Origin of the sequence: Pseudodesulfovibrio alkaliphilus (assembly GCF_009729555.1) — a bacterium.
Lineage (GTDB): Bacteria > Desulfobacterota > Desulfovibrionia > Desulfovibrionales > Desulfovibrionaceae > Pseudodesulfovibrio > Pseudodesulfovibrio alkaliphilus.
On the sequence record NZ_WODC01000001.1, the window covers coordinates 585894 to 605008 of the forward strand.

The window sequence follows — 19115 nt, forward strand, 5'->3', positions numbered from 1 at the left end:
CCACCGTAGATAAGGGCTTGGTCCAGGTCAATGGTATTTTCCCCTCCACGCAACGGGTTTACCGGATTCAAGACTGTTTTCAATCCGGCCCGGGGATGGTAGTGTCGCGTCCTTGAAAATGGCTGCCCGGTTTTCCGGCCAGCGGCCTGGGCAAGGTAAGCCACATTCTCGACCCAGCGGTCTTTCGCAACAAGACGGCTTTGCCTCTTTTGCGAACACCACACGAGGAAATTCCATGAACTATCAGGGAACCATCATCCGCCCGCCCAGCGAGGCGGACAGCATCCTGCTCCAGGTGACTCTCGGCTGCTCCCACGGCAAATGCGCCTTCTGCGGGGCGTATCAGGACAAGCGATTCGGCATCAAGGACCGCGAGACCGTGGCCCGCGACATCGCCTTTGCCGCCCGTCACTGCCGCCGCCAGCGCCGCGTGTTCCTGTGCGACGGCGACGCCCTGGTCATGCCACAGGCCCGGCTGCTGGAAATCCTGGCCGCCATCCGCCGCGATCTGCCCTGGGTCACGCGGGTCTCCACCTACGCCAACGCCAAGAGCCTGCGCCAGAAGAACGACGCCCAGCTGGCCGAGCTGCGGAACGCGGGTATCGCCATGGTCTACATGGGGCTCGAATCAGGCGACGACGCCATCCTGGCCGCCATGAACAAGAACGGCGACAGTGCCGAAATCGTCGGCCAGGGCATCCGTGCCCGCAGGGCAGGGTTCAGGCTCAACGTCACGGTCATCAACGGCCTGGGCGGGGTTGAACGCTCATTGGAACACGCCAGGGCCACCGGACTGGCCCTCAGCGCCATGGACCCGGACCAGATCGGTGCCTTGAGCCTGATGCTCGTGCCCGGCACAAAGCTCCACGAACGCCACGCCCGGGGCGAGTTCGTCCTGCCCGATGCCGCGGGCATGCTGGCCGAAATCCGCGAGATGCTCGCCCACCTGACCCTCACACGCGGCCTTTTCCTGGCCAACCACGCTTCCAACTATCTGCCCCTCAAGGTCCGGCTGCCCTCTGGCCGGGATGCAGCCCTGGCCGAGCTGGACACGGCCCTGGCCGGACAGCGCACCCTGCGGCCGGAATCGTCGCGGCGGCTGTGACCCGGGCGCGAAGCTACGAGGTCTTGCTTGGCAGCTGGCCTGCCGCGCTCAGGGCTGGAAAAAAGGCAAAAAGAAAGTGCGCTGGCCGGTTTGCCCGGCTGGCCTCGGACCGGGGTTGCGGTCCCGGGGGCTCATGCGCACGTCACTCTTTGGTGATGTTTCGCGACTCGTTTCGCTGATTTATGGTTTTTGAGGGTGATATCGGTCACATCCTCCGTTACGGTTCGCTCCTTCTATCTCATGGGCGGCCGGGTCTGCCTCCCTTGCATGTATAGAATAAGCACCCGTCTCCCGATGTAAAGAGGTGGCTGCACGATTTTCGCCCCGGAAGGAGGCGGGTATCAGGGACCGGACGGGAAAGGCAGGGCGGAAGGAGGAAGGCGGCGGGCCAGGTATTTCTTCAGAGGCGGACGGGCAAAGCAAAGTGCGCCTTTCCGGGTTATCCGGGTGTATCTGGACCGCCATTTCAAAATTCCCTGTATGACGACCTGATACGTTTGGTTTGGCGCACGGTGCTCTTTCTAGAGAGTGGGCGACTCGATTCGCCACATGTATTCCAGAAAAAATCGGTGTCTATTTCCCTCCACCCTCCGTTGCCGTTGCCGCAATGCCTTCGCTCTCGAAGGGGCCTTTGCCTTTGATTGATACATACGCCCGTCCGCGAACCATGGCAAGGGGGGGCGGACGGAAAAACCGGCTGGAAAAACGCAACCGCCGGACAGGGCAGGAGATAAAAATGCACAGACAAAAAACCGGACGGCATGTCACCGCCCGAAGACCGAAGAATAGAACAAGGGGCAATTATACCAATGTATTGCACCCGTCATCCAATGGCAAGAACAAAAATCCGGGCATCAGGCTCGCGCATCAAAGCGCAGCCCTCGCAAGAATGGGGAACGGACAAGCCCATCCGGCCCTCTGGGGTGCGCCGACCTGGCCCAGACAGGGGGGTCCGGCCTTGCGCCTTCCCCCGGATACAGCGACAGGCCTCCGCCGGGACGGGCTATTCGTCGGCAAAGGGGTCGCTGATGAGGTCCGCCACACGGGAGGGGTCAAGGCCGTGCAGGTGTGCACCCTGTAGCGACAGTTCGTCGCCCAGCCCGGCCAGACTGGCCGCGGCCACTGCGGCTTCGCGCCTTCCGCTGTTGCGCTCCACCGCGTCCAGGGCGGCGTCGAGCCCTTCCTCTGACCGCTGTCCGCCGCGCAGTTCCCGTATCTTTTTGGAGAGTTGATCTATGCGGGGCTCAAGCCCCGGAGACTGGTCGATTCGATTCATGCGTGTTCCTCCTTGCCGCGTGTGCTGACCGCAGCAAAAGGCGTGCACATTCCGACATATCTTTTTATTTCTTTGCATTACCTTGAGGCTGCATGAGGGATGAGGCAGGAATTTCCGCCTCGGGCAGCCCCTCAAGGAACCGGGCCAGTCCATCAACGTAGTGGCGGCCAGCGAGCAGGAAGCCGTCGTTGTGCCCGCCGCGCAGGGCGAGAAAAGACTTGGGCCCCTGGTAGGCATCAAACAAGGCGCGACCCAGGGCGTAGGGAACGATCTCGTCGTCGGGCGCATGAATGAAGAGGATCGGCATCCCCAGCCCGGCGATGGCCGCAGCGGCGTCGTAGCGGTCGCGGGCCAGCAGGCGCACGGGCAGCCAGGGGTAGAGGCGGGCGCCCATGTCCGGTACCGAGGTAAAAGTGGATTCCAAGACCAGCCCGGCAGGAACCGCCCCTTCGGGGACGACCTCGGCCGCCAGCCCGGCGGCAACGGCCCCGCCCAAGGATCGGCCGAAGAGAAGGATCTCGCCGGGCTGAATGCCTCGCTCCAGGAGCCAGTCCCAAGCGGCGCGGGCATCGGCCCGTGTGGCGGTTTCCGAGGGTTGACCCCCGCTTCGGCCATAACCCGAATAGTCGAAGAGAAGCACGGACAGGCCGAGGCCGTGAAAGATCCGCAGCGACTCAAGCCGGTGCGAGACGTTGCCGCCGTTGCCATGGCAGAAAAGCAGGGTGAACCGGGCCTGCGGGTGGGGCAGCCACCAGCCGTGCAGCTCGGTGCCCAGCCCGTTGACAAGCCACACGTCCTCAAAGGCCAGGCCCGCGTCGGACGGGGTGGCGACCACGCTGCGGATGGGAAAATAGAGCAGCCTGCGCTGGGTCAGATAGACCCAGGCGGCCAGGCAGAGATAGGCTATGGCCAGGACGGACGCGATCTTCAGAAGCGAAGGCATGCCCAGACCTTACACGTCTGCGCTGCGGTTGCCTACCCTTGCCGGGCCGAACAAACGCGGCTGCGCCCCTTTTCATCGCCCCGGCCTTGACGTACCTTGGCCCCATGCACATCCTGGACGACACCCCCGGCAGCAGCGACCCCGTCGCCCCCATCCCCGTCACAGGCGTGATCCTGGCGGGCGGCCTTGGCACACGCATGGGCGGGGTGGCAAAGGCGTTTCTCGACATCGGCGGCCTACCCATCATTGAGCGGCTTTTGGCCGTGTACCGCCCCCTCTTCGAACAAGTGATCATCGCGACCCGCGAGGCCGGACCCTTTGCCCGCCTGGGGTTGCCGCTGGCCCTGGACCGCTTCGGAGCCCGCAGCTCGCTGACAGGCATCCACGCGGGACTTTCGGCCATGACCACGGACCACGGTTTTTTCGCGGCCTGCGACGCGCCCTTTCTGCAGACCGGACTGGTCCGCCGCCTGCTGGCCCGGGCGGAACCGGGCGACGATGTGGTCCTGCCGCTCAAGGAGGACGGCTACCGCGAGCCGCTGACCGCCGTGTATTCCCGGCGCTGCCTGCCCCATATCACCCGCCAGTTGGAGGACGGGAATTACAAGATCATTGATTTCTTTCACCGGGTGAAGGTCCGGGAAGTGCCGGTGGCCGCCCTGGCGCCCGGTGATCCCGATCTGATCTCGTTCCTCAACGTCAACCGACCCGAGGACCTGGCCTTGGCCCGGAAGATGGCGGAAGAGACAGCGCATTAGCGGCGGGCGGTCCTTCGGCCGCCCGGATGGCACGATCCTTCCCCCACCCTGTCCGCGCTCCACAGACCGCTTCGGACCCAACCGTGAAAGCGGCGGGCGATCCACTCGGCCAGACCGGCCGAATCGTCCGGGGAAAAAAGCGGCACTCCCACATCCGTCCTGGCGTCCGCCACCATGGCCAGCAGCCGTTTCTCCTCCGCGTTGCCCCGGTGGCACAGCGGCTGGGCGTGGGCCTCGGCGCGGAACACCTCGATTTTGGGCATGTCCGAGCGGAAATATCCTTCGGCCAGCACCAACTGGCGGTCGGAAAAATAGACCTCGGCCAGCTCGGCCAACGACATTTCCCGGTCCACGGATCTGATCACCGCCACCTGGGCGGGCGAGGACACGACCACGGTGGCCGCCCCGGCCCGGCGGTGCCGCCAGGAGTCCTTGCCCTCGCGGTCCATCTCGAACGAATGGGCGTCATGCTTGAGAGTGCCCACGCTCAGGCCCAGGGAGATCAGCTCGGGCAGCAGTCCCTCAATGAGGGTCGTCTTGCCGGATTTTTTCTTGCCCACAATGCACAAAACCGGAACAGGCATGAAAACCACCTCGTCAGTGTGAGAGCAGGGGGAAAAGACGCTTCTTTGCGTCGCCGCGCCAATGCCCGATATACAGGAAACAGACCGAAAACGCCACGCCGGGAAGTTCGCGACCGCCCGGCAGGGAGCGCCCCATGGAATCACAGAACCATGTCATCCACGAATACCGCCAGGGGTTTACGCGCAGGCCCGTCGCCTCCATACGCGAGGTGCCCCTGACCATCATGCTCAACGGCCGCGAGGTGGTGACCCTGCTTTGCACGGCCAAGCACCCGGAATACCTGGCCGTGGGCTTTCTCAAGTCCGACGCCTTCATCACCAGCCCGGACCAGATCACGGACCTGACCGTGCGCGACGAAAACCAGCGCCTGGTGGCCGAAGTGGAGACCTGCCACGATCCCTGGGAAAACCGTGTCCTGGAACGCTCCATCACCTCGGGCTGCGGCAAGGGAACCAACTTCGGCCGCAACGTGCAGACCGTATCCAAGCGCCGCCTCAGGGGCCGCATCCGGGTCACGCCCGAGCAGATCCTGGCCCTGGTCCGCGAACTGCACACGCGCTCCACCCTTTACAACCACACGCGGGGGTGCCACAATTCCTCCCTATGCACGCCGGAGAAGATGCTCCTCTTCCGCGAGGACATCGGGAGACACAACGCCATCGACATGATTTGCGGCCAGTGCTTTCTGGACAACGTGGCGGTAGACGACAAGATGATCGTCTCCACCGGCCGAGTGGCCTCGGAGATTCTGCTCAAGGTGATACGCATCGGCGTACCCGTTCTGGTCTCCACGGCCGTGGCCACCAATTTCTCGGTGGAGCTGGCACGCAAGACAGGCATCACCCTGGTTGGCAACGTCAAGGACGACAGTTTCTGGGTCTACCACGACAACGGAAGGATAATCGGATTCTAGACATCAAGGACCGCCCCATCCCCCGCACCCGCGCCATCAGGCGGCTGCTCGACACGGCCCGGCCGACGCCGCCGACGCAGCTGCCGCCTATGGAGTGCGCGGGTCTGACCGCCGCCGAGGCCGTGGCCGCAGGGTGCGACGTGCCGGAACGGGCCAGCTCGGTCCGCGATGGCTATGCCGTTTGCACCGCCGACATCGCGGCCGCAACCACGGGCAGACCGGCAGTCTTGCGCGTGACCCACACGGTGCGGGCCGAGACCGACCCATTGCGCCCCGTGGAACCTGGGACCGCCGCCCGAGTGCTCACAGGCGGCATACTCCCTCCCGGCTCGGACGCGGTCCTGGCCGAGGAGGACGTCATCGCCCGGGGATGCGGCCATGCGCCCTGCCCGACCCATGGCGATGCGGAGTGCATTGAGGTGAGGGGCCCGGTCCGGCCCGGCTGGTTTGTGCGCACCGCTGGCGGCGAGATCGCTGGCGGCGATGTCTTCATTCAAAGGGGACAGGAAATTTCGCCCCAGGCCGTAGCCGTGATGCTGCGCACCCGAGTTTCCGCCGCATGGGTCCACCCGGCTCCACGCGCCAGGGTCGTGGCCCTCGGCAGCGAGCTGTCCGACCCCACACACCCTGGCCCGGACACCCCGCCGCAACCTGCGGCCCGCTTCCCGGCCGACAATCTGATCCTGACCTCGGGTCTGCTTGCCCGGTGCGGCATCAGCTCCATAGAAACAGGGGTGCTGCCAGATCACGAAGACCGGCTGACGGCCCTGCTCGCGGCCGACGGCCTGCCCGAGCTGGTGATCACCACCGGAGGAACCGGCCGCAGCGAACGCGACTTCGCCCGCGCCGGGGCCCGACGGGCCGGATTCGAAACCCTCTTTGACGCTCTGGACATCCGGCCCGGACGCAACATGTTCGCCGCGCACCGCGACACCACCCTGCTCATCGCCCTGCCCGGCCCGCCCACTGCGGTCTTCGCCTGCTTTCATGCCGTGGTCCTGCCCGCGCTGCGCCGATTGCGCGGGCTGAACGAGACCGCGCCCGTTACCGCCCGTCTCGACGCAACCCTGTCCAGTCGGCCGGGCGGCGAATGGCTGGCCCCCTGCACTCTGAGTCGCCACGGCGGGCACCTGTGCGCCTCCATGCTGGCGGGAAAGGACACGCCACCCATGCTCGCCTTGGGCCAGGCCGACGGCGTGGCCGTCATGCCCGGAGGAGAGACGCTGCTCGCTGGCGACAGGGTCGAGGTGCTGACCACCTTGTTCTGACACTCGCGCCCGGATAGCCCGGCCGCCCTGCCCGCGGCACCCCTCTGACCACCGAACGGCAGAATTCGCGAGGGGCGCATGGGTTGTCTTCATTTTTCCCGGACAGCTTTTTTCTCCCACCAGGGAACCGGCTGGAATTATGGCCGAACCTTGGATCATTGTGCCGCAAAAGACATACTGCTGTCATTTTTTCCCTCATAAATCAAAGACATTGTGTGCATTTTGTGCCAGACCGTGAGCAAGTGCCAAACCGTTGGCAAGCCAAAGAGTGCGCCCTAGTGTATTTTTCAAACAACGCACAATACAGTGAGGTCACTCCAATGCAATTCAACATGGACAAGGCGACACGCAACCTGGATCGAAAACTGATCCAGCTCAGGGGAAAGTCCTATATCTCATCTGAACTGATCGACCTGTTGGACGCAGTGGCCCATCTCCAGTTGGAAGCCCGGACCAAGGCCCAAGTGGCCCTGCCCCCAGACCGGGAACTGCCCTCGGCAGAAGCCCTGCTCCAAGGAGTGCCCCTGATGACCCGCGAGTGTTTTCCCCATGACCCGGCCCAGGCCGCCGACCTGCTCGGCAGGCTTGTGGCTCTGCTCGACGCGACGGGCGGCCCCCTGGGCCAAGCGGCCCGAAGCGTGGGCAAGGCCCTGGCCGACGGCGAAATGACCCCCGAGGAATTGTTCCGTCGCTACCTGGGCGACGACGCCACCTTTTTCGCCTCCTGGACCGAACGGACCCCCGGTGCGCCCAAGGCCCTGGCCTTCCTCGCCTCAGCCGCCCTGGGGCCTTCCATTGAGGCAGCGTCAGAGCTGCTGGCTGCGAAGCTCCCGCCGGTCAAGGTGGCGATATCGGGCGAATGTCCCGTCTGCGGCAGCCTGCCGCTCATTTCCTCACTCAGGCAAAAAGAGGGCTTCCGCCATGCGGTCTGTTCCTTCTGCCGCCACGACTACCGCATCCGGCGCATCGCCTGCCCTGTGTGCGGCGAGGAGGACCAGAAAAAGCTGACCTTCTTCACGGTTGACGAGGAGCCCGGCTTCCGCGTCGATGTCTGCGAAAGCTGCAAGACCTACATCAAGACAATAGATTTCCGCGAGCTGGACCGGATTTCCCTGCCGGTGCTTGACGACCTCGATTCCCTGGCCCTGGACTATGTGGCCGCGGGGCAGGGATACAGGCGGGCCACGCTGTCCGCGTGGGGATTCTGAGACAGGAGGCGATCATGGATCACGCAATGCCCGGAACAAAACCGCAGTCGGCCATGCGGCCCAGACCCGGTGCGCTGGCAGGCGGGGAGCACCCCAGACGTCCGGTTGTGCCCCACACCCCGAAGGCGGCCGGAGACTTCGCCGCGCTGCTGCGCGACGAGAAACTGGCCCGGGCCTTTCTGCTCGACCTGGCATGGCCAGCGGGCTCCCCCTTCTGTCCGCGTTGCGGCCACAGCAAGGTCTACGCCCTTTCAGGCGAACGGCTGCGCTGCGCCGACTGCAAATACACCTTCCACCCCTTTTCGGGCCGATGGATAAACAACGGCGCCCTGAGCGCCGCCGAGTGGCTGGGCCTCGTGGCCCTGTTCGTCGACGAATGCAGTGTCCACCAGATGAAGGAGCGCCTCGGCCTCTCCTACAACACCGTGTACAAGGCCCTCACCGCCATCCGCTTCGCCATCGTGGCCCACGCCATCGACGCCCGCCAACTGCTCGGCGAGGCCACCGGGCTCGACTCCTACCTCAAAGGCAACCGGCTCACCGGGGGGCCCCGCGACATGCGCATGGACACCATTCCGGTCTACGGCATCCTTCGGCGCGACGCCATGGTCTTCATTGATTTGGTGCCCGGATTCCAGGCCGAGACCCTTTTCCACTTTCACATGAACTTCCACCTCAAGCTCATCCGCACCGGCAACCTGGTCTATACCGACCGCTACAAGGAATACGACGCCCTGCTCTTCTGCGGCAACGACTCCCTGCCCTACGAGATCATCCGCCGCTACGACGAGCCGCCCCATATCGACGCCAGCGGCGACGAATTCTGGCCCTTTGCCCTGGAGCGCATTCGCCGATTCAGGGGCATCTCCTGCCAGCGCTTCCCCTTGTATCTCAAGGAACTTGAGTTCCGGTTCAACAACCGGGAGCGGCCCATTGCCGAAATGCTGGCCGCCTATCTCTGCGCCCTGGTTCCCCAACTAGACTGACTTCGGGCCTCAGCAGACCATCTCCCCCTTCTGCCTGCCGCGCCATCAGCCACTGCCCGCGATGCCCCGCTCCCAGGCCGCGGCCATACTGACGCCTCCCCTTTTGTGCAAAACTCTTGTAAAGAAAAGCACTTATGCCCAAAATGGCATAATTGAACCCGCATCATTTCAGGCGTCTACGAAAAAATGGCCGAAATAGCAGTGTGCCGCACCACGCGCAAGACCGATTTCTTTGCCGTTTTTCCACGACTCGCCCATAGGAAAAGGAGCTTCAAAAAGGGAGAGGTGCGCACATGCGCGATTCATTCAACCACAAAGCGGTCGCCGGGACGGTGACGCTCCAGCCTTTTTCCGGGCTGGGTTTCGACGTGTCCGGGGTCCGCGAGGCCACCCGGACCATGACCCTGCGCCGCCCCGACACGGACATGGACCGGCAAACGCCGCCCATGCCCAGCGCCGTGGCGCGGCCAAGCGGCTACTCGCTCCTCGTGACGCTGTGTCGCGAAATTCGCGGGCGCTGACCCGCACCCAACATCAGGAGGTCTCATGCACACCAACCGAAGAAACTTCCTCAAGCTCTCCGCCACGGCGGCCGTTGCCACGGCCTTCGGCGGCCTCGGGCTTGGCTGTACGCCCAAGGCCGAAGCGGTCGACAGGGCGGCGGCCATGGACCCGAAGTGGAGCAGACAGACCACAAGCATCTGCTGCTACTGCGCGGTGGGCTGCGGGCTCGTGGTCAACACGTCTCTGAAGACCAAACGGGCCATCAACGTCGAAGGCGACCCCGACCACCCCATCAACGAAGGAGCACTGTGCGCCAAGGGCGCGTCCATCTGGCAGTTGGCCGAAAACGACCGCCGGCCCGACTCGGTTCTCTACCGTGCGCCCTACGCGAACAAATTCAAGAAGGTCTCCCTGGCCTGGGCCCTGGAAAAGATCGCCCACAACGTCAAAAAGGCCCGTGACGAAAACTTCACCCATCTCAATTCTCGCGGGCAGGTCGTCAACCGATGCGACAACATCGCCTCCCTCGGTTCGGCAGCCCTGGACAACGAGGAGTGCTGGGCCTACTCGACCATGCTCCGCAGCCTCGGCCTGGTCTACATAGAGCATCAGGCACGTATCTGACACAGCGCGACTGTTGCGGCTCTGGCAGAGTCGTTCGGACGCGGCGCGATGACCAATCACTGGATCGACCTGAAGAACAGTGACTGTATTCTCATAATGGGCAGCAACGCTGCCGAAAACCATCCCATCTCCTTCAAGTGGGTGACTCGCGCCCAGGAACGGGGCGCCACCGTCATCCATGTGGACCCCCGCTTCACCAGGACCTCGGCCAAGGCGGACATGTACGCCCCGTTGCGTTCCGGTGCAGACATCGCCGTACTCGGCGGTATGATCAAGTACATCCTGGACAACGACCTGATTTTCAAGGAATATGTCCTGGAGTACACCAACGCCTCGTTCATCGTCGGCGACAAGTACGCCTTTGACAACGGCATCTTCTCTGGCTACGACCGCGAGTCCAGAAGCTACGACCAGTCCAACTGGGCCTTTGCCATGGACGAAAACGGCAACCCCAGGAAAGACCGGACCCTTCAGGACCCGCGCTGCGTCTATCAGCTACTCAAGAAGCACTATGCGCGCTACACCCTGGAAAATGTCGAGACCATCTCCGGCATGACCCGCAAGGATCTCATCAAGTTCTACGAGACCTATGCGGCCACCGGCAAAAAGGACAAGGCCGGAACCATCATGTACGCCATGGGCTGGACCCAGCACACCGTGGGCGTGCAGAACATCCGAACCATGGCCATCATCCAGCTGCTGCTGGGCAATGTCGGCATCCCCGGCGGCGGCGTCAACGCACTGCGCGGCGAGGCCAACGTCCAGGGATCCACTGACCACGGCCTACTCTACCACATCCTGCCCGGCTACCTGGCCACCCCCCTGGCGGTACACCAGAGCCTGGCCGACTACAATAAGGCCCTCACTCCGATCTCCAACGATCCCATGTCCGCCAACTGGTGGCAGAACTTCCCCAAGTATTCGGCGTCGCTGCTCAAGGCCATGTGGATGGACGACGACCCTGCGGTCTCCTTCAACTACCTGCCCAAGCTCGACACCGCCTCGGCGGCCGTCTACTCCTGGCTGAACCTCTTCGATAAGATGGACAAGGGCCAGTTCAAGGGGCTCTTCGCCTGGGGGATGAACCCCGCCTGCTCGGGCGCCAACTCCCACAAGACCCGTCAGGCCCTGACCAAGCTCGACTGGCTGGTCAACGTCAACATCTTCCCCAACGAGACCGGCTCGTTCTGGGAAGGACCGGACATGGACCCCTCCAAGATCAAGACCGAGGTCTTCTTCCTGCCCTGCTCGGTGTCCATCGAGAAGGAAGGCTCTGTCAGCAACTCCGGCCGCTGGATGCAGTGGCGCTACCAGGGCCCTGACGCACCCCACGGCTTCAAGCCCGATGGCGACCTGATGTACGAGCTGATGCACGAGATCCAGGCCCTGTACAAGAAGGAGGGCGGCGTCTATCCAGACCCCGTGCTGCGGTTCAACCTTAAGGGATGGGCCACCAACGGCGTCTTCGACCCGCACAAGACGGCCAAGCTGATCAACGGCCACTTCACCCGCGATGTGGAGATCGGCGGCAAGCTCTACAAGAAGGGCACCCAGGTGCCCAGCTTCGCCCTGCTCCAGGACGACGGCTCCACCTGCTCGGGCAACTGGCTGTACTGCAACTCCTACACGGATCAGGGCAACATGGCCGCACGGCGCAGCCTGGCCCAGACCCCGGAGCAGGAAAAGCTCGGCCTTTTCCCCAACTACACATGGTGCTGGCCGGTCAACCGCCGCATCCTCTACAACCGCGCCTCCGTGGACCCCACCGGCAAGCCCTGGAACCCGGAGCTTCCCCTCATCCAGTGGGACGCCATCAACAAGAAATGGGTGGGCGACGTACCCGACGGCGGCTGGGCCCCCGGCGAACGGCATCCCTTCATCATGACCCGGTTCGGCTTTGGCCAGATATACGGTCCCGGCCGGGCCGACGGCCCCTTCCCGGAATACTACGAGCCCCTGGAGTGCCCGGTGAACTCGCACCCGTTCTCCACCACTCTGCACAACCCCACGGCCATCTCCTACGCCGACGAGGACAAGGCCGTGTGCGATCCCCGGTATCCCTTCGTGGGCACCACCTATCGCGTCACCGAGCACTGGCAGACCGGCCTCATGACCCGTAACCAGGAATGGCTGGTGGAGATGGAACCCCAGATGTTCGTGGAGATGGGCGAGGAGCTGGCCGCGCTGCGGGGCATCAGAAACGGCGAAAAGGTCATCGTGGAGAGTGTGCGCGGCTCGGTCTGGGCCAAGGCCATGGTCACCAAGCGCATCAAGCCCTTCGACATCCAGGGCACAGTCATCCATCAGGTGGGCCTGCCCTGGCACTATGGCTGGACCTGGCCAAAGGACGGCGGCGACTCGGCCAATATCCTGACTCCGTCCGTGGGCGATCCCAATACCGGCATCCCCGAAACCAAGGCCTTCATGGTCAACGTCCGCAAGGCGTAAAGGAGGAATGAAATGAGTAAGACCTTCTTCATCGACCTGACCAAGTGTACGGCCTGCCGGGGTTGCCAGGTTGCCTGCAAGCAATGGAAAAAACTCCCGGCCGAAAAGACCGAGAACTGGGGCTCGCGCCAGAATCCAAAGGACCTCTCGGGCGTCACCCTCAAGCTGGTCCGGTTCACCGAAGTGGAGACCGACGGCAAGCTTCAGTGGCTCTTCTACCCCGAGCAGTGCCGCCACTGCATCGAGCCGCCCTGCATCGACGCCATGACCGTGCCCGGCTCCATCGTCCACGACCAGGAAACCGGAGCCGTGATCTACACCAGCCTCACGGCCAAGGAACCCAACAAGGAGGCCTTTGCCACCAGCTGTCCCTACGACATCCCGCGCATCAACGAGGAGACCGGGATGGTGGTCAAATGCGACATGTGCAATGACCGCGTCAAGATGGGCATGCTGCCCGCCTGTGTGCAGACATGCCCCACCGGGGCCATGAACTTCGGCGAGCGCGAGGACATGCTCGAACTGGCTGAAAAGCACCTTGAAGCGGCCCAGGCGAGGTATCCCGACGCGGAACTGGTGGACGAGTACACGGTTCGGGTCATCTATCTGGTCCAGACCAGCCCGGCCAGCTACCACGAGTATCTTGAGGCGGACGCCTCGTCCATCCGGCGCGGCCCGCTCACCAGGAAGCAGTTCCTGGCCAAGCTGGCCTCGCCCCTCAAGCGCATGAACGGCTAAACAATCAAACTCCCCGGCGCGGAGAACACCGCGCCGGGGACAGCCTTGCAAGATAGAACACCTCCGCATGCCCGCCGCTTCGGACCTGGCGGCGTCGGCCACGGAGCGTCAAGGGCCCCGGCCATTGCTATTGTGCCGGGGCTCATTGTATTGTGACCCGAAACGTCCGCCCGGCCAGCGACCATGGACCGCCCAAAGAAACCGCTTCAAGGAACCACGCCCATGAGAACCCCCCTGCTGACGACCATGGCTCTGCTGATGCTGTACGCCCCAGTGGCTGCCACGGCCCTCGCCCAGCAGCCGCGCCCCTTTCCCGACCTGACCCTGAACGGAACACGCCTGAGCGAGCAGGCCGCCTACCTCGGGGTTGCCGACGCCCCTTTCCGGCTTACGCAAATCAAGGCCGAGTACCTCTTCATTGAGGCTTACAGCCTCTATTGTCCGGCATGTCAGCGCGACGCACCTGCCTTAAACGAACTGCACAGGCGCATCGAAACCACGGAGCTTGGCGCCAGGGTCCGCTTGATCGGACTCGGCCTGGGCAATACCAGCGCCGAAACCGACCACTACCGGGACAAGTATGCGGTGCCCTTCCCCCTGTTTGAAGACGGGGAGTACCAGATACACAGGGAACTGGGCGAGCCGGTGGCCCCCACCTATTACATCGTGCGCCTGGAAGGCGCTGCGGCCACCATCCTGTACGAGCGAGAGGGGCCGCTGGAGGCGGACATTTTCGACACCCTCACGCGGCTGGTGCAAGGCGGATAAGTGGCTCCCGGCGTCCTGGCGGCCCGGCCGGGCAGCCAGGGGAAGTCATGGAACCATCATCCGCCGCGGCGGGTCTGGGCATCAAGGGCCGAGGCCTCGGACCGATAGAGTTCCGCCAGCCTGGTGATGCCCACGGACTCGAAGACCGCACGAAAGTTGTCCGAGAGCCCGGCAAGAACCACGCGCACCCCGGTCTCGTGGCATTGGCGCAGCAGGTCGGTCAGGCCGGAGAGTCCGGCGCCGTTGATGGAGGCGTTCTCGTCGAAGCTCATCAGGATCAATCCCTTGTCCAGCCGACGGGCCTCGGCCAGCCGCTCTGTCAAGCGAGGCACCGTGTTGCCGGTGATGTTGCCGCGCACACGGATCACCACCGCATCACCCTGCACCTGAAGTTCGATCTGCTCGTCCTCTCGCTTGGCGATGGCCAAGCGCTCCCCGGCTCGGGAAAGGGCCAGTTCCAGGGCCTCGCGCCGAAGGGGTTTGTTTATGAAGTCCGTGGCGTCGAGGTTCAGCGCCTGGATGGCCAGATCCATGTCGCCGTGGCCGGTGATGACCACCACCTCGGCCATGGGGTTGATCTTCTTTATCTCCTTGAGCACCTCAATGCCGTCCATGACCGGCATCTTGATGTCTGTGAGTACCAGCGATGGCTTTTCCCGCATGAACAGCTCAAGCCCTTCCTGGCCGTTCTCTGCCTGCAGCACATCATACCCCATGGCGTTGAGCAGCAGGGAAAACATTTTCAATGTCGGCCGTTCGTCGTCGATGATCAGTATGGTTTCCTTCACGATGGATTCCTTCATTGTCTGTTCACGCCCTTGGCCGCGGGGAACTGCATCCGAAAGGCGGCCCCCCTGCCCTTTTCACTGCGAATGCGGATGTCTCCGCCGTAATCCTTGACGATGCCGTAGGTGATGGCCAGCCCGAGGCCCATGCCCTGGCCCGCCTCCTTGGTGGTGTAGAAGGGCTCGAATATCTTCTCGCGATCCTCCTCATCGATGCCCGAGCCGGTATCCTCCACCTCGATGAACACGGTGGAGTCCTCGGCTCCGGTACGGATGGTGATGCGGCGGCGGGAGGCGTCGTCATGGGGCGAGGCGTTGTCGTTGATGGCGTCGCGGGCGTTGGCCACGAGATTGAAGACCACTTGCTGAAGCCTGTTGGAGTGGGCCATGACCGGCGGAAGCCCGTCTCCCAGCTCCAGGTCGAAGGCGATGTTGTCCAACTCGAACTGGCGTCTGAGCATGGAGAGCACTGCCAGCACCGGCTGGTTGACATCCACCCGTTCCTCCATGAAGTCGGACTTGCGGCCAAAGGAGCGCAGGGTGTTGATGATCTCGGCCGCCCGGTCCACCTGGGCCGAGATTTCACGCACCACCTCCATGAAGTGCTCCTTGGGCACTTCGGTGTTCTCCTCCCCCATCAGATAGAGGAAGTCGCTGCCCATCTTGATGGCGTTGAGCGGCTGATTGATCTCGTGGGCCACGCCTGCGCTCATTTCTCCCAGCGATTTCATCTTGCTCGCCTGAATGAGCTGGGCGTCCTTCTCGATCATTTCGGTGATGTCTGTCACCGCGATGATGATGGCGTGATGCCCGCGATACGAGATGGGACAGGCGTGCATGTTGACGAAAAACGGCTCGTTGCCCCGTTTATAGTGGATCTGCTTGGGAAAATAGACGCAGCCGCTGCCGCCCTCGGAGAAGAATGCCAGGCACTGCTCATTGTGATCCGGGCCGAGTTCGACGAAACGCATGCCATGCAGGGTTTCGCGGGAATATCCGTACAACTCCACGGCCCGAGGGTTGGCATCGCGTATCTCGCCGGTCTCGCAGTCCACCACGAAGATGGGATCTGGCCCGGAGTCGAACAGGGAGCGGTACTTCTCCTCGGATTCGCGCAGACGGCGGCGATAGAGCTTGATGGACCAGACCATGTTCCTGAAGGAGTCGGCCAGCTGAACCACCTCGTCGCCCTCGTGCTTGCGGTAAAAGGTGCAGTTGGCGCACTTGCGGTACTCCTCGCCCGGGCTGGCCGTGCCGCGGGCCTGATCGAAATGCCAGCACGGCAGATCGGTGTTGTTGAAGGCCGGGCAGCGCGAGGCGTCCCAGTCCTCGTCCGGCCCGAGCTTGAGCGGAATGTCGAAATTTCCCCGGCTGATCTCGTCAGAGAGCCGGGTCAGATCGGACACGGGCCGGGTGATGTAGCGCGTCAGCCATGAGCTGAGGAAGATGGTGATGATGATGACGCCAGAAATGAAGCCGAGAAAGGCCACGCGCAACTTGCCCACCAGAGCGTCGATGTGGCTCTTGTTCAACCCCACATGGACCGTGCCGATGCGGTAGAGCCCTTCGTTGATGGCTGCGGCCAGATCATAGACAGGTTCGCCGTCGAGATCGAGGAGCTTGATGGAATCCTGGGCCCCTGGCGAAAGCCGGTTGGTCAGCAGGTTCTCGGGCAGGGGCCGGGTCAGGGTGTGGGCCAGGACCTCGCCCGTCTGATTCTCGATGAAGATGTACGAGACCAGGTGCTTGCGCTGATGCAGACGGGTTTCATCAAAGATCAGGGCCAGCAGCTGGGGCACATCGTTGTCCAGGATGTGGGAGCCGCCCCGCTCGGCCACGGAATAGGCGATGGCCTCGCCGCGCATCTCCAGCTCATGGGTCAGGGAGTTGACCAGGATGTAGCGGGCCACGAAGGCAATGGCCACGCTGATGAACATGATGGCGATGAGCATGGAGAAAAGGATCTTCTCCCTGAGCCCCAGCCTGGAAAAATGGTGGGAGAGACGCTTGCCGATGGTCACTGCGTTTCCTCCCGCCGCCCTGCCAGCCCCTGCCAGTCGAGCAGGGGCACGAAGCGTCCGCGCTCAAGGCGGGTGAAATATACCTTTTCGAGCCCCTGCCTGTCGTCCGGGCCGTAGGTGATGGACAGATCCGGCCCGAGTTCGTAATTGCGCAGGGATTCTATGGCCGCGATGAGCCCTTCGCGGGTCAGGTCACGTCCTGCCCGCTTGAGCCCCTCGACCATGATGCGCGCATTGAGGAACCCCTCAAGCCCAACGAAACTCGGCGTGTCGTCGGGATAATAGCGGGCCAGGAGGCGCACGTACTGCGAGGCGGCATCGTCGGCCCCGTCCGGTCCGGCCACGGGCTGTGGCACCACCTGGGACATGATCACCTCGGACTGGATCTCGGGCCCGAGTCTGCGGGCCAGCTCCTCGGCCCCCACAAAGGAAACATTGTAGAAGATGGGGTCGAACCCGGCCTCAAGGGCCACGGAAATGAACCGGGCGCAGGCGTCGTAGGTGCCGACCATAACCACGGCCTCGGCCCCGGAATGGCGGATTTTATCCATGCCCTCCGCCACATTGAGGGTTCCCCGGATATAGGAGCCTCGGGCCACGGGCTCCAGGTCGTACTGCTTGAGTGCCAGCTCGGTGCCGATGAGTCCGTCAAATCCGTAGGCGTCGTACTGGTAGAAGACCGCGATGCGGTCAATGCCGAGGGCCTCGACCAAATGGCGCACCGCCGCCTCGGTCTCCTGGTAGTAGGAGGCGCGGATGTTGACCAGATAGGGGTTGAAAGGCTGGCGCAGGGCATTGGCCCCGGTGAACATGCCCACCAGGGGGATGCCTGCCTCCTCCACCAGGGGCAGCACCTTGATGGTGGTCGGCGTGCCCACATAGCAGAACAGGGCGAAGACATCTCCCGAGATGATGAGTTGTTGGGTGTTCATCAGGCAGCGGGGCGGATCGTAGGAATCGTCGTAGGCAACTATGCGTATCTTGCGCCCGTGTATTCCCCCGCTTTCGTTGACATGGCGGATATACGCCTCGGCCCCGCGCAGGGTCTGGGTTCCCAGGTATCCCGCGTGGCCGGTCAGAGCCAGGGAGGAGCCCAATCGGATTTCGTCGGCCGACACGCCCGGGGCGCCGCTTTGCACCAAGCCGGACTCGTCCGCGCTCCCGCAGCCCATAAGCGCGGCCGACAAAAGAATGAACACCACTGCCCGCAACGTCTGGCCCATGAACGCCCCCCCGGAGTTTCGCGCATTTTCCAATTGCGGAACATGCCTTGTCCATGATTACTGATCCTGGGGCAAAAACACAAGCAACCGTCTTTTGCCCACGGTTCAGTACAATCGACCTGGCCAACGCGAGGGCACTAGCCAAAACGGTCCATTGCGGATATAGAAAGCACAGCCCGCAAACACCCTTTACGGGCGGGACCACGGCGAAAGCCCGAGCGGACGGCTCACCTCGTCAAGCCGGACTACACAGGAGGAAAACACATGCTGGTGAAGAACTGGATGACCGGGAACGTGATCACCATCACGCCCGACAGGTCCATGATGAAAGCGTCGAAACTGATGAAGGACAACTCCATCAGCAGGCTGCCCGTGGTTGACGAAAACGGCAGGATCGTGGGCATCGTCTCAGACCGCGATGTCAAGGACGCGTCGCCCTCCAAGGCCACCACCCTGGACATGCACGAGCTGTACTACCTGCTCTCCGAAGTCAAGATCAAGGACATCATGACCAGAAAGGTCACCACCATCCGCCACGACGAGACGGTGGAAAAAGCCGCCGTACTCATGCTTGAGGGCAACTTCGGCGGTCTGCCCGTGGTGGACGAGGACGGCAAGGTGGTGGGCATCATCACCGACACCGACATCTTCAAGGTCCTTGTCGAGATTTCCGGCGTGTACGAAGGCGGCATCCAGGTCTGCCTGGAGATTTCCACCGCGCCCGGCAGCCTCGCTCCGATTCTCGATTTTCTCAAGGACAACGGGGCGCGCATCATGTCGGTCATGACCCACAACGTGCCCGAGACCGTGGGCATGAAGCACGTCTACATCCGTATGCGCGACATGGAAAAACCCGACCTGAAACGGATCAAGGCCGCCATGGACGAGCGCTTCAACGTGGTCTACTGGGTGACAGACCCCGTTCACCGCGTCGTATGATCGGCCGCTGGCAACGGCGGCCT

At 63.2% G+C, this 19115-nt stretch carries 17 protein-coding genes; 11 read left to right on the forward strand and 6 right to left on the reverse strand.

The window, feature by feature from the left end:
• Window positions 1-235 precede the first annotated feature (235 nt).
• Window positions 236-1105, forward strand: coding sequence for a radical SAM protein (locus GKC30_RS02795; RefSeq protein WP_155932167.1), 870 nt, complete (start codon window positions 236-238; stop codon window positions 1103-1105).
• Window positions 1106-2108: 1003 nt separating this feature from the next.
• Here the strand turns inward: GKC30_RS02795 and GKC30_RS02800 are convergent.
• Window positions 2109-2381 (reverse strand): hypothetical protein, encoded by a 273-nt coding sequence (locus GKC30_RS02800; RefSeq protein ID WP_155932168.1) that lies wholly within the window; start codon window positions 2379-2381, stop codon window positions 2109-2111.
• Between the two features lie 64 nt (window positions 2382-2445).
• Complete coding sequence (locus GKC30_RS02805; RefSeq protein WP_155932169.1) at window positions 2446-3324, reverse strand: alpha/beta hydrolase; 879 nt, start codon at window positions 3322-3324, stop codon at window positions 2446-2448.
• A gap of 104 nt (window positions 3325-3428) precedes the next feature.
• On the opposite strand from GKC30_RS02805, the gene mobA reads away from it, so the two are divergent.
• Window positions 3429-4082: a molybdenum cofactor guanylyltransferase gene (mobA, locus tag GKC30_RS02810; protein WP_155932170.1), complete on the forward strand. Its 654-nt coding sequence runs from the start codon at window positions 3429-3431 to the stop codon at window positions 4080-4082.
• Here mobA and mobB read toward each other — a convergent pair.
• The gene (gene mobB / locus GKC30_RS02815; RefSeq protein WP_155932171.1) at window positions 4079-4666 is read right to left on the reverse strand and encodes a molybdopterin-guanine dinucleotide biosynthesis protein B; all 588 of its coding nucleotides are present in this window, start codon (window positions 4664-4666) and stop codon (window positions 4079-4081) included. The genes mobA and mobB overlap by 4 nt on opposite strands.
• Window positions 4667-4800: 134 nt before the next feature.
• Here mobB and fdhD point away from each other — a divergent pair, with 134 nt between their 5' ends.
• From fdhD to GKC30_RS02855, 8 genes are all read left to right on the forward strand, one after another.
• Window positions 4801-5580 (forward strand): formate dehydrogenase accessory sulfurtransferase FdhD, encoded by a 780-nt coding sequence (fdhD, locus tag GKC30_RS02820; RefSeq protein ID WP_155932172.1) that lies wholly within the window; start codon window positions 4801-4803, stop codon window positions 5578-5580.
• A gap of 35 nt (window positions 5581-5615) precedes the next feature.
• Complete coding sequence (locus GKC30_RS02825; RefSeq protein WP_367613960.1) at window positions 5616-6848, forward strand: molybdopterin molybdotransferase MoeA; 1233 nt, start codon at window positions 5616-5618, stop codon at window positions 6846-6848.
• A 320-nt stretch (window positions 6849-7168) separates the two neighbouring features.
• Window positions 7169-8056, forward strand: coding sequence for a formate dehydrogenase accessory protein FdhE (locus GKC30_RS02830; RefSeq protein ID WP_155932173.1), 888 nt, complete (start codon window positions 7169-7171; stop codon window positions 8054-8056).
• Between the two features lie 14 nt (window positions 8057-8070).
• Window positions 8071-9042 (forward strand): transposase, encoded by a 972-nt coding sequence (locus GKC30_RS02835; protein ID WP_231117003.1) that lies wholly within the window; start codon window positions 8071-8073, stop codon window positions 9040-9042.
• Between the two features lie 293 nt (window positions 9043-9335).
• Window positions 9336-9563, forward strand: a complete 228-nt coding sequence (locus GKC30_RS02840; RefSeq protein WP_155932174.1) for a hypothetical protein — start codon at window positions 9336-9338, stop codon at window positions 9561-9563.
• A 25-nt stretch (window positions 9564-9588) separates the two neighbouring features.
• Entirely contained in the window at window positions 9589-12618 is a 3030-nt protein-coding gene (fdnG, locus tag GKC30_RS02845) for a formate dehydrogenase-N subunit alpha (protein ID WP_155932175.1), read from the forward strand.
• 12 nt (window positions 12619-12630) lie between these two features.
• On the forward strand, window positions 12631-13356 hold the full coding sequence (locus tag GKC30_RS02850) for a 4Fe-4S dicluster domain-containing protein (protein WP_155932176.1): 726 nt from the start codon (window positions 12631-12633) through the stop codon (window positions 13354-13356).
• A 222-nt stretch (window positions 13357-13578) separates the two neighbouring features.
• Window positions 13579-14124 carry a TlpA family protein disulfide reductase gene (locus tag GKC30_RS02855; RefSeq protein WP_155932177.1) on the forward strand — a complete coding sequence of 182 codons (546 nt, stop codon included), beginning with the start codon at window positions 13579-13581 and terminating at the stop codon, window positions 14122-14124.
• Window positions 14125-14180: 56 nt separating this feature from the next.
• On the opposite strand, the gene GKC30_RS02860 is transcribed toward GKC30_RS02855, so the two are convergent.
• The 3 genes from GKC30_RS02860 to GKC30_RS02870 all read right to left on the reverse strand — a co-directional run bounded on the left by GKC30_RS02860 (window position 14181) and on the right by GKC30_RS02870 (window position 18153).
• Window positions 14181-14927 carry a response regulator gene (locus tag GKC30_RS02860; protein ID WP_155932178.1) on the reverse strand — a complete coding sequence of 249 codons (747 nt, stop codon included), beginning with the start codon at window positions 14925-14927 and terminating at the stop codon, window positions 14181-14183.
• Window positions 14924-16861 carry an ATP-binding protein gene (locus GKC30_RS02865; protein WP_155932386.1) on the reverse strand — a complete coding sequence of 646 codons (1938 nt, stop codon included), beginning with the start codon at window positions 16859-16861 and terminating at the stop codon, window positions 14924-14926. Before GKC30_RS02865 ends, GKC30_RS02860 begins: the two co-directional genes overlap by 4 nt.
• A 65-nt stretch (window positions 16862-16926) precedes the next feature.
• Window positions 16927-18153, reverse strand: coding sequence for an ABC transporter substrate-binding protein (locus GKC30_RS02870; RefSeq protein ID WP_155932179.1), 1227 nt, complete (start codon window positions 18151-18153; stop codon window positions 16927-16929).
• 264 nt (window positions 18154-18417) lie between these two features.
• Here GKC30_RS02870 and GKC30_RS02875 point away from each other — a divergent pair, with 264 nt between their 5' ends.
• The gene (locus tag GKC30_RS02875) at window positions 18418-19092 is read left to right on the forward strand and encodes a CBS and ACT domain-containing protein (protein ID WP_155932180.1); all 675 of its coding nucleotides are present in this window, start codon (window positions 18418-18420) and stop codon (window positions 19090-19092) included.
• The last annotated feature ends 23 nt before the right edge of the window (window positions 19093-19115 follow it).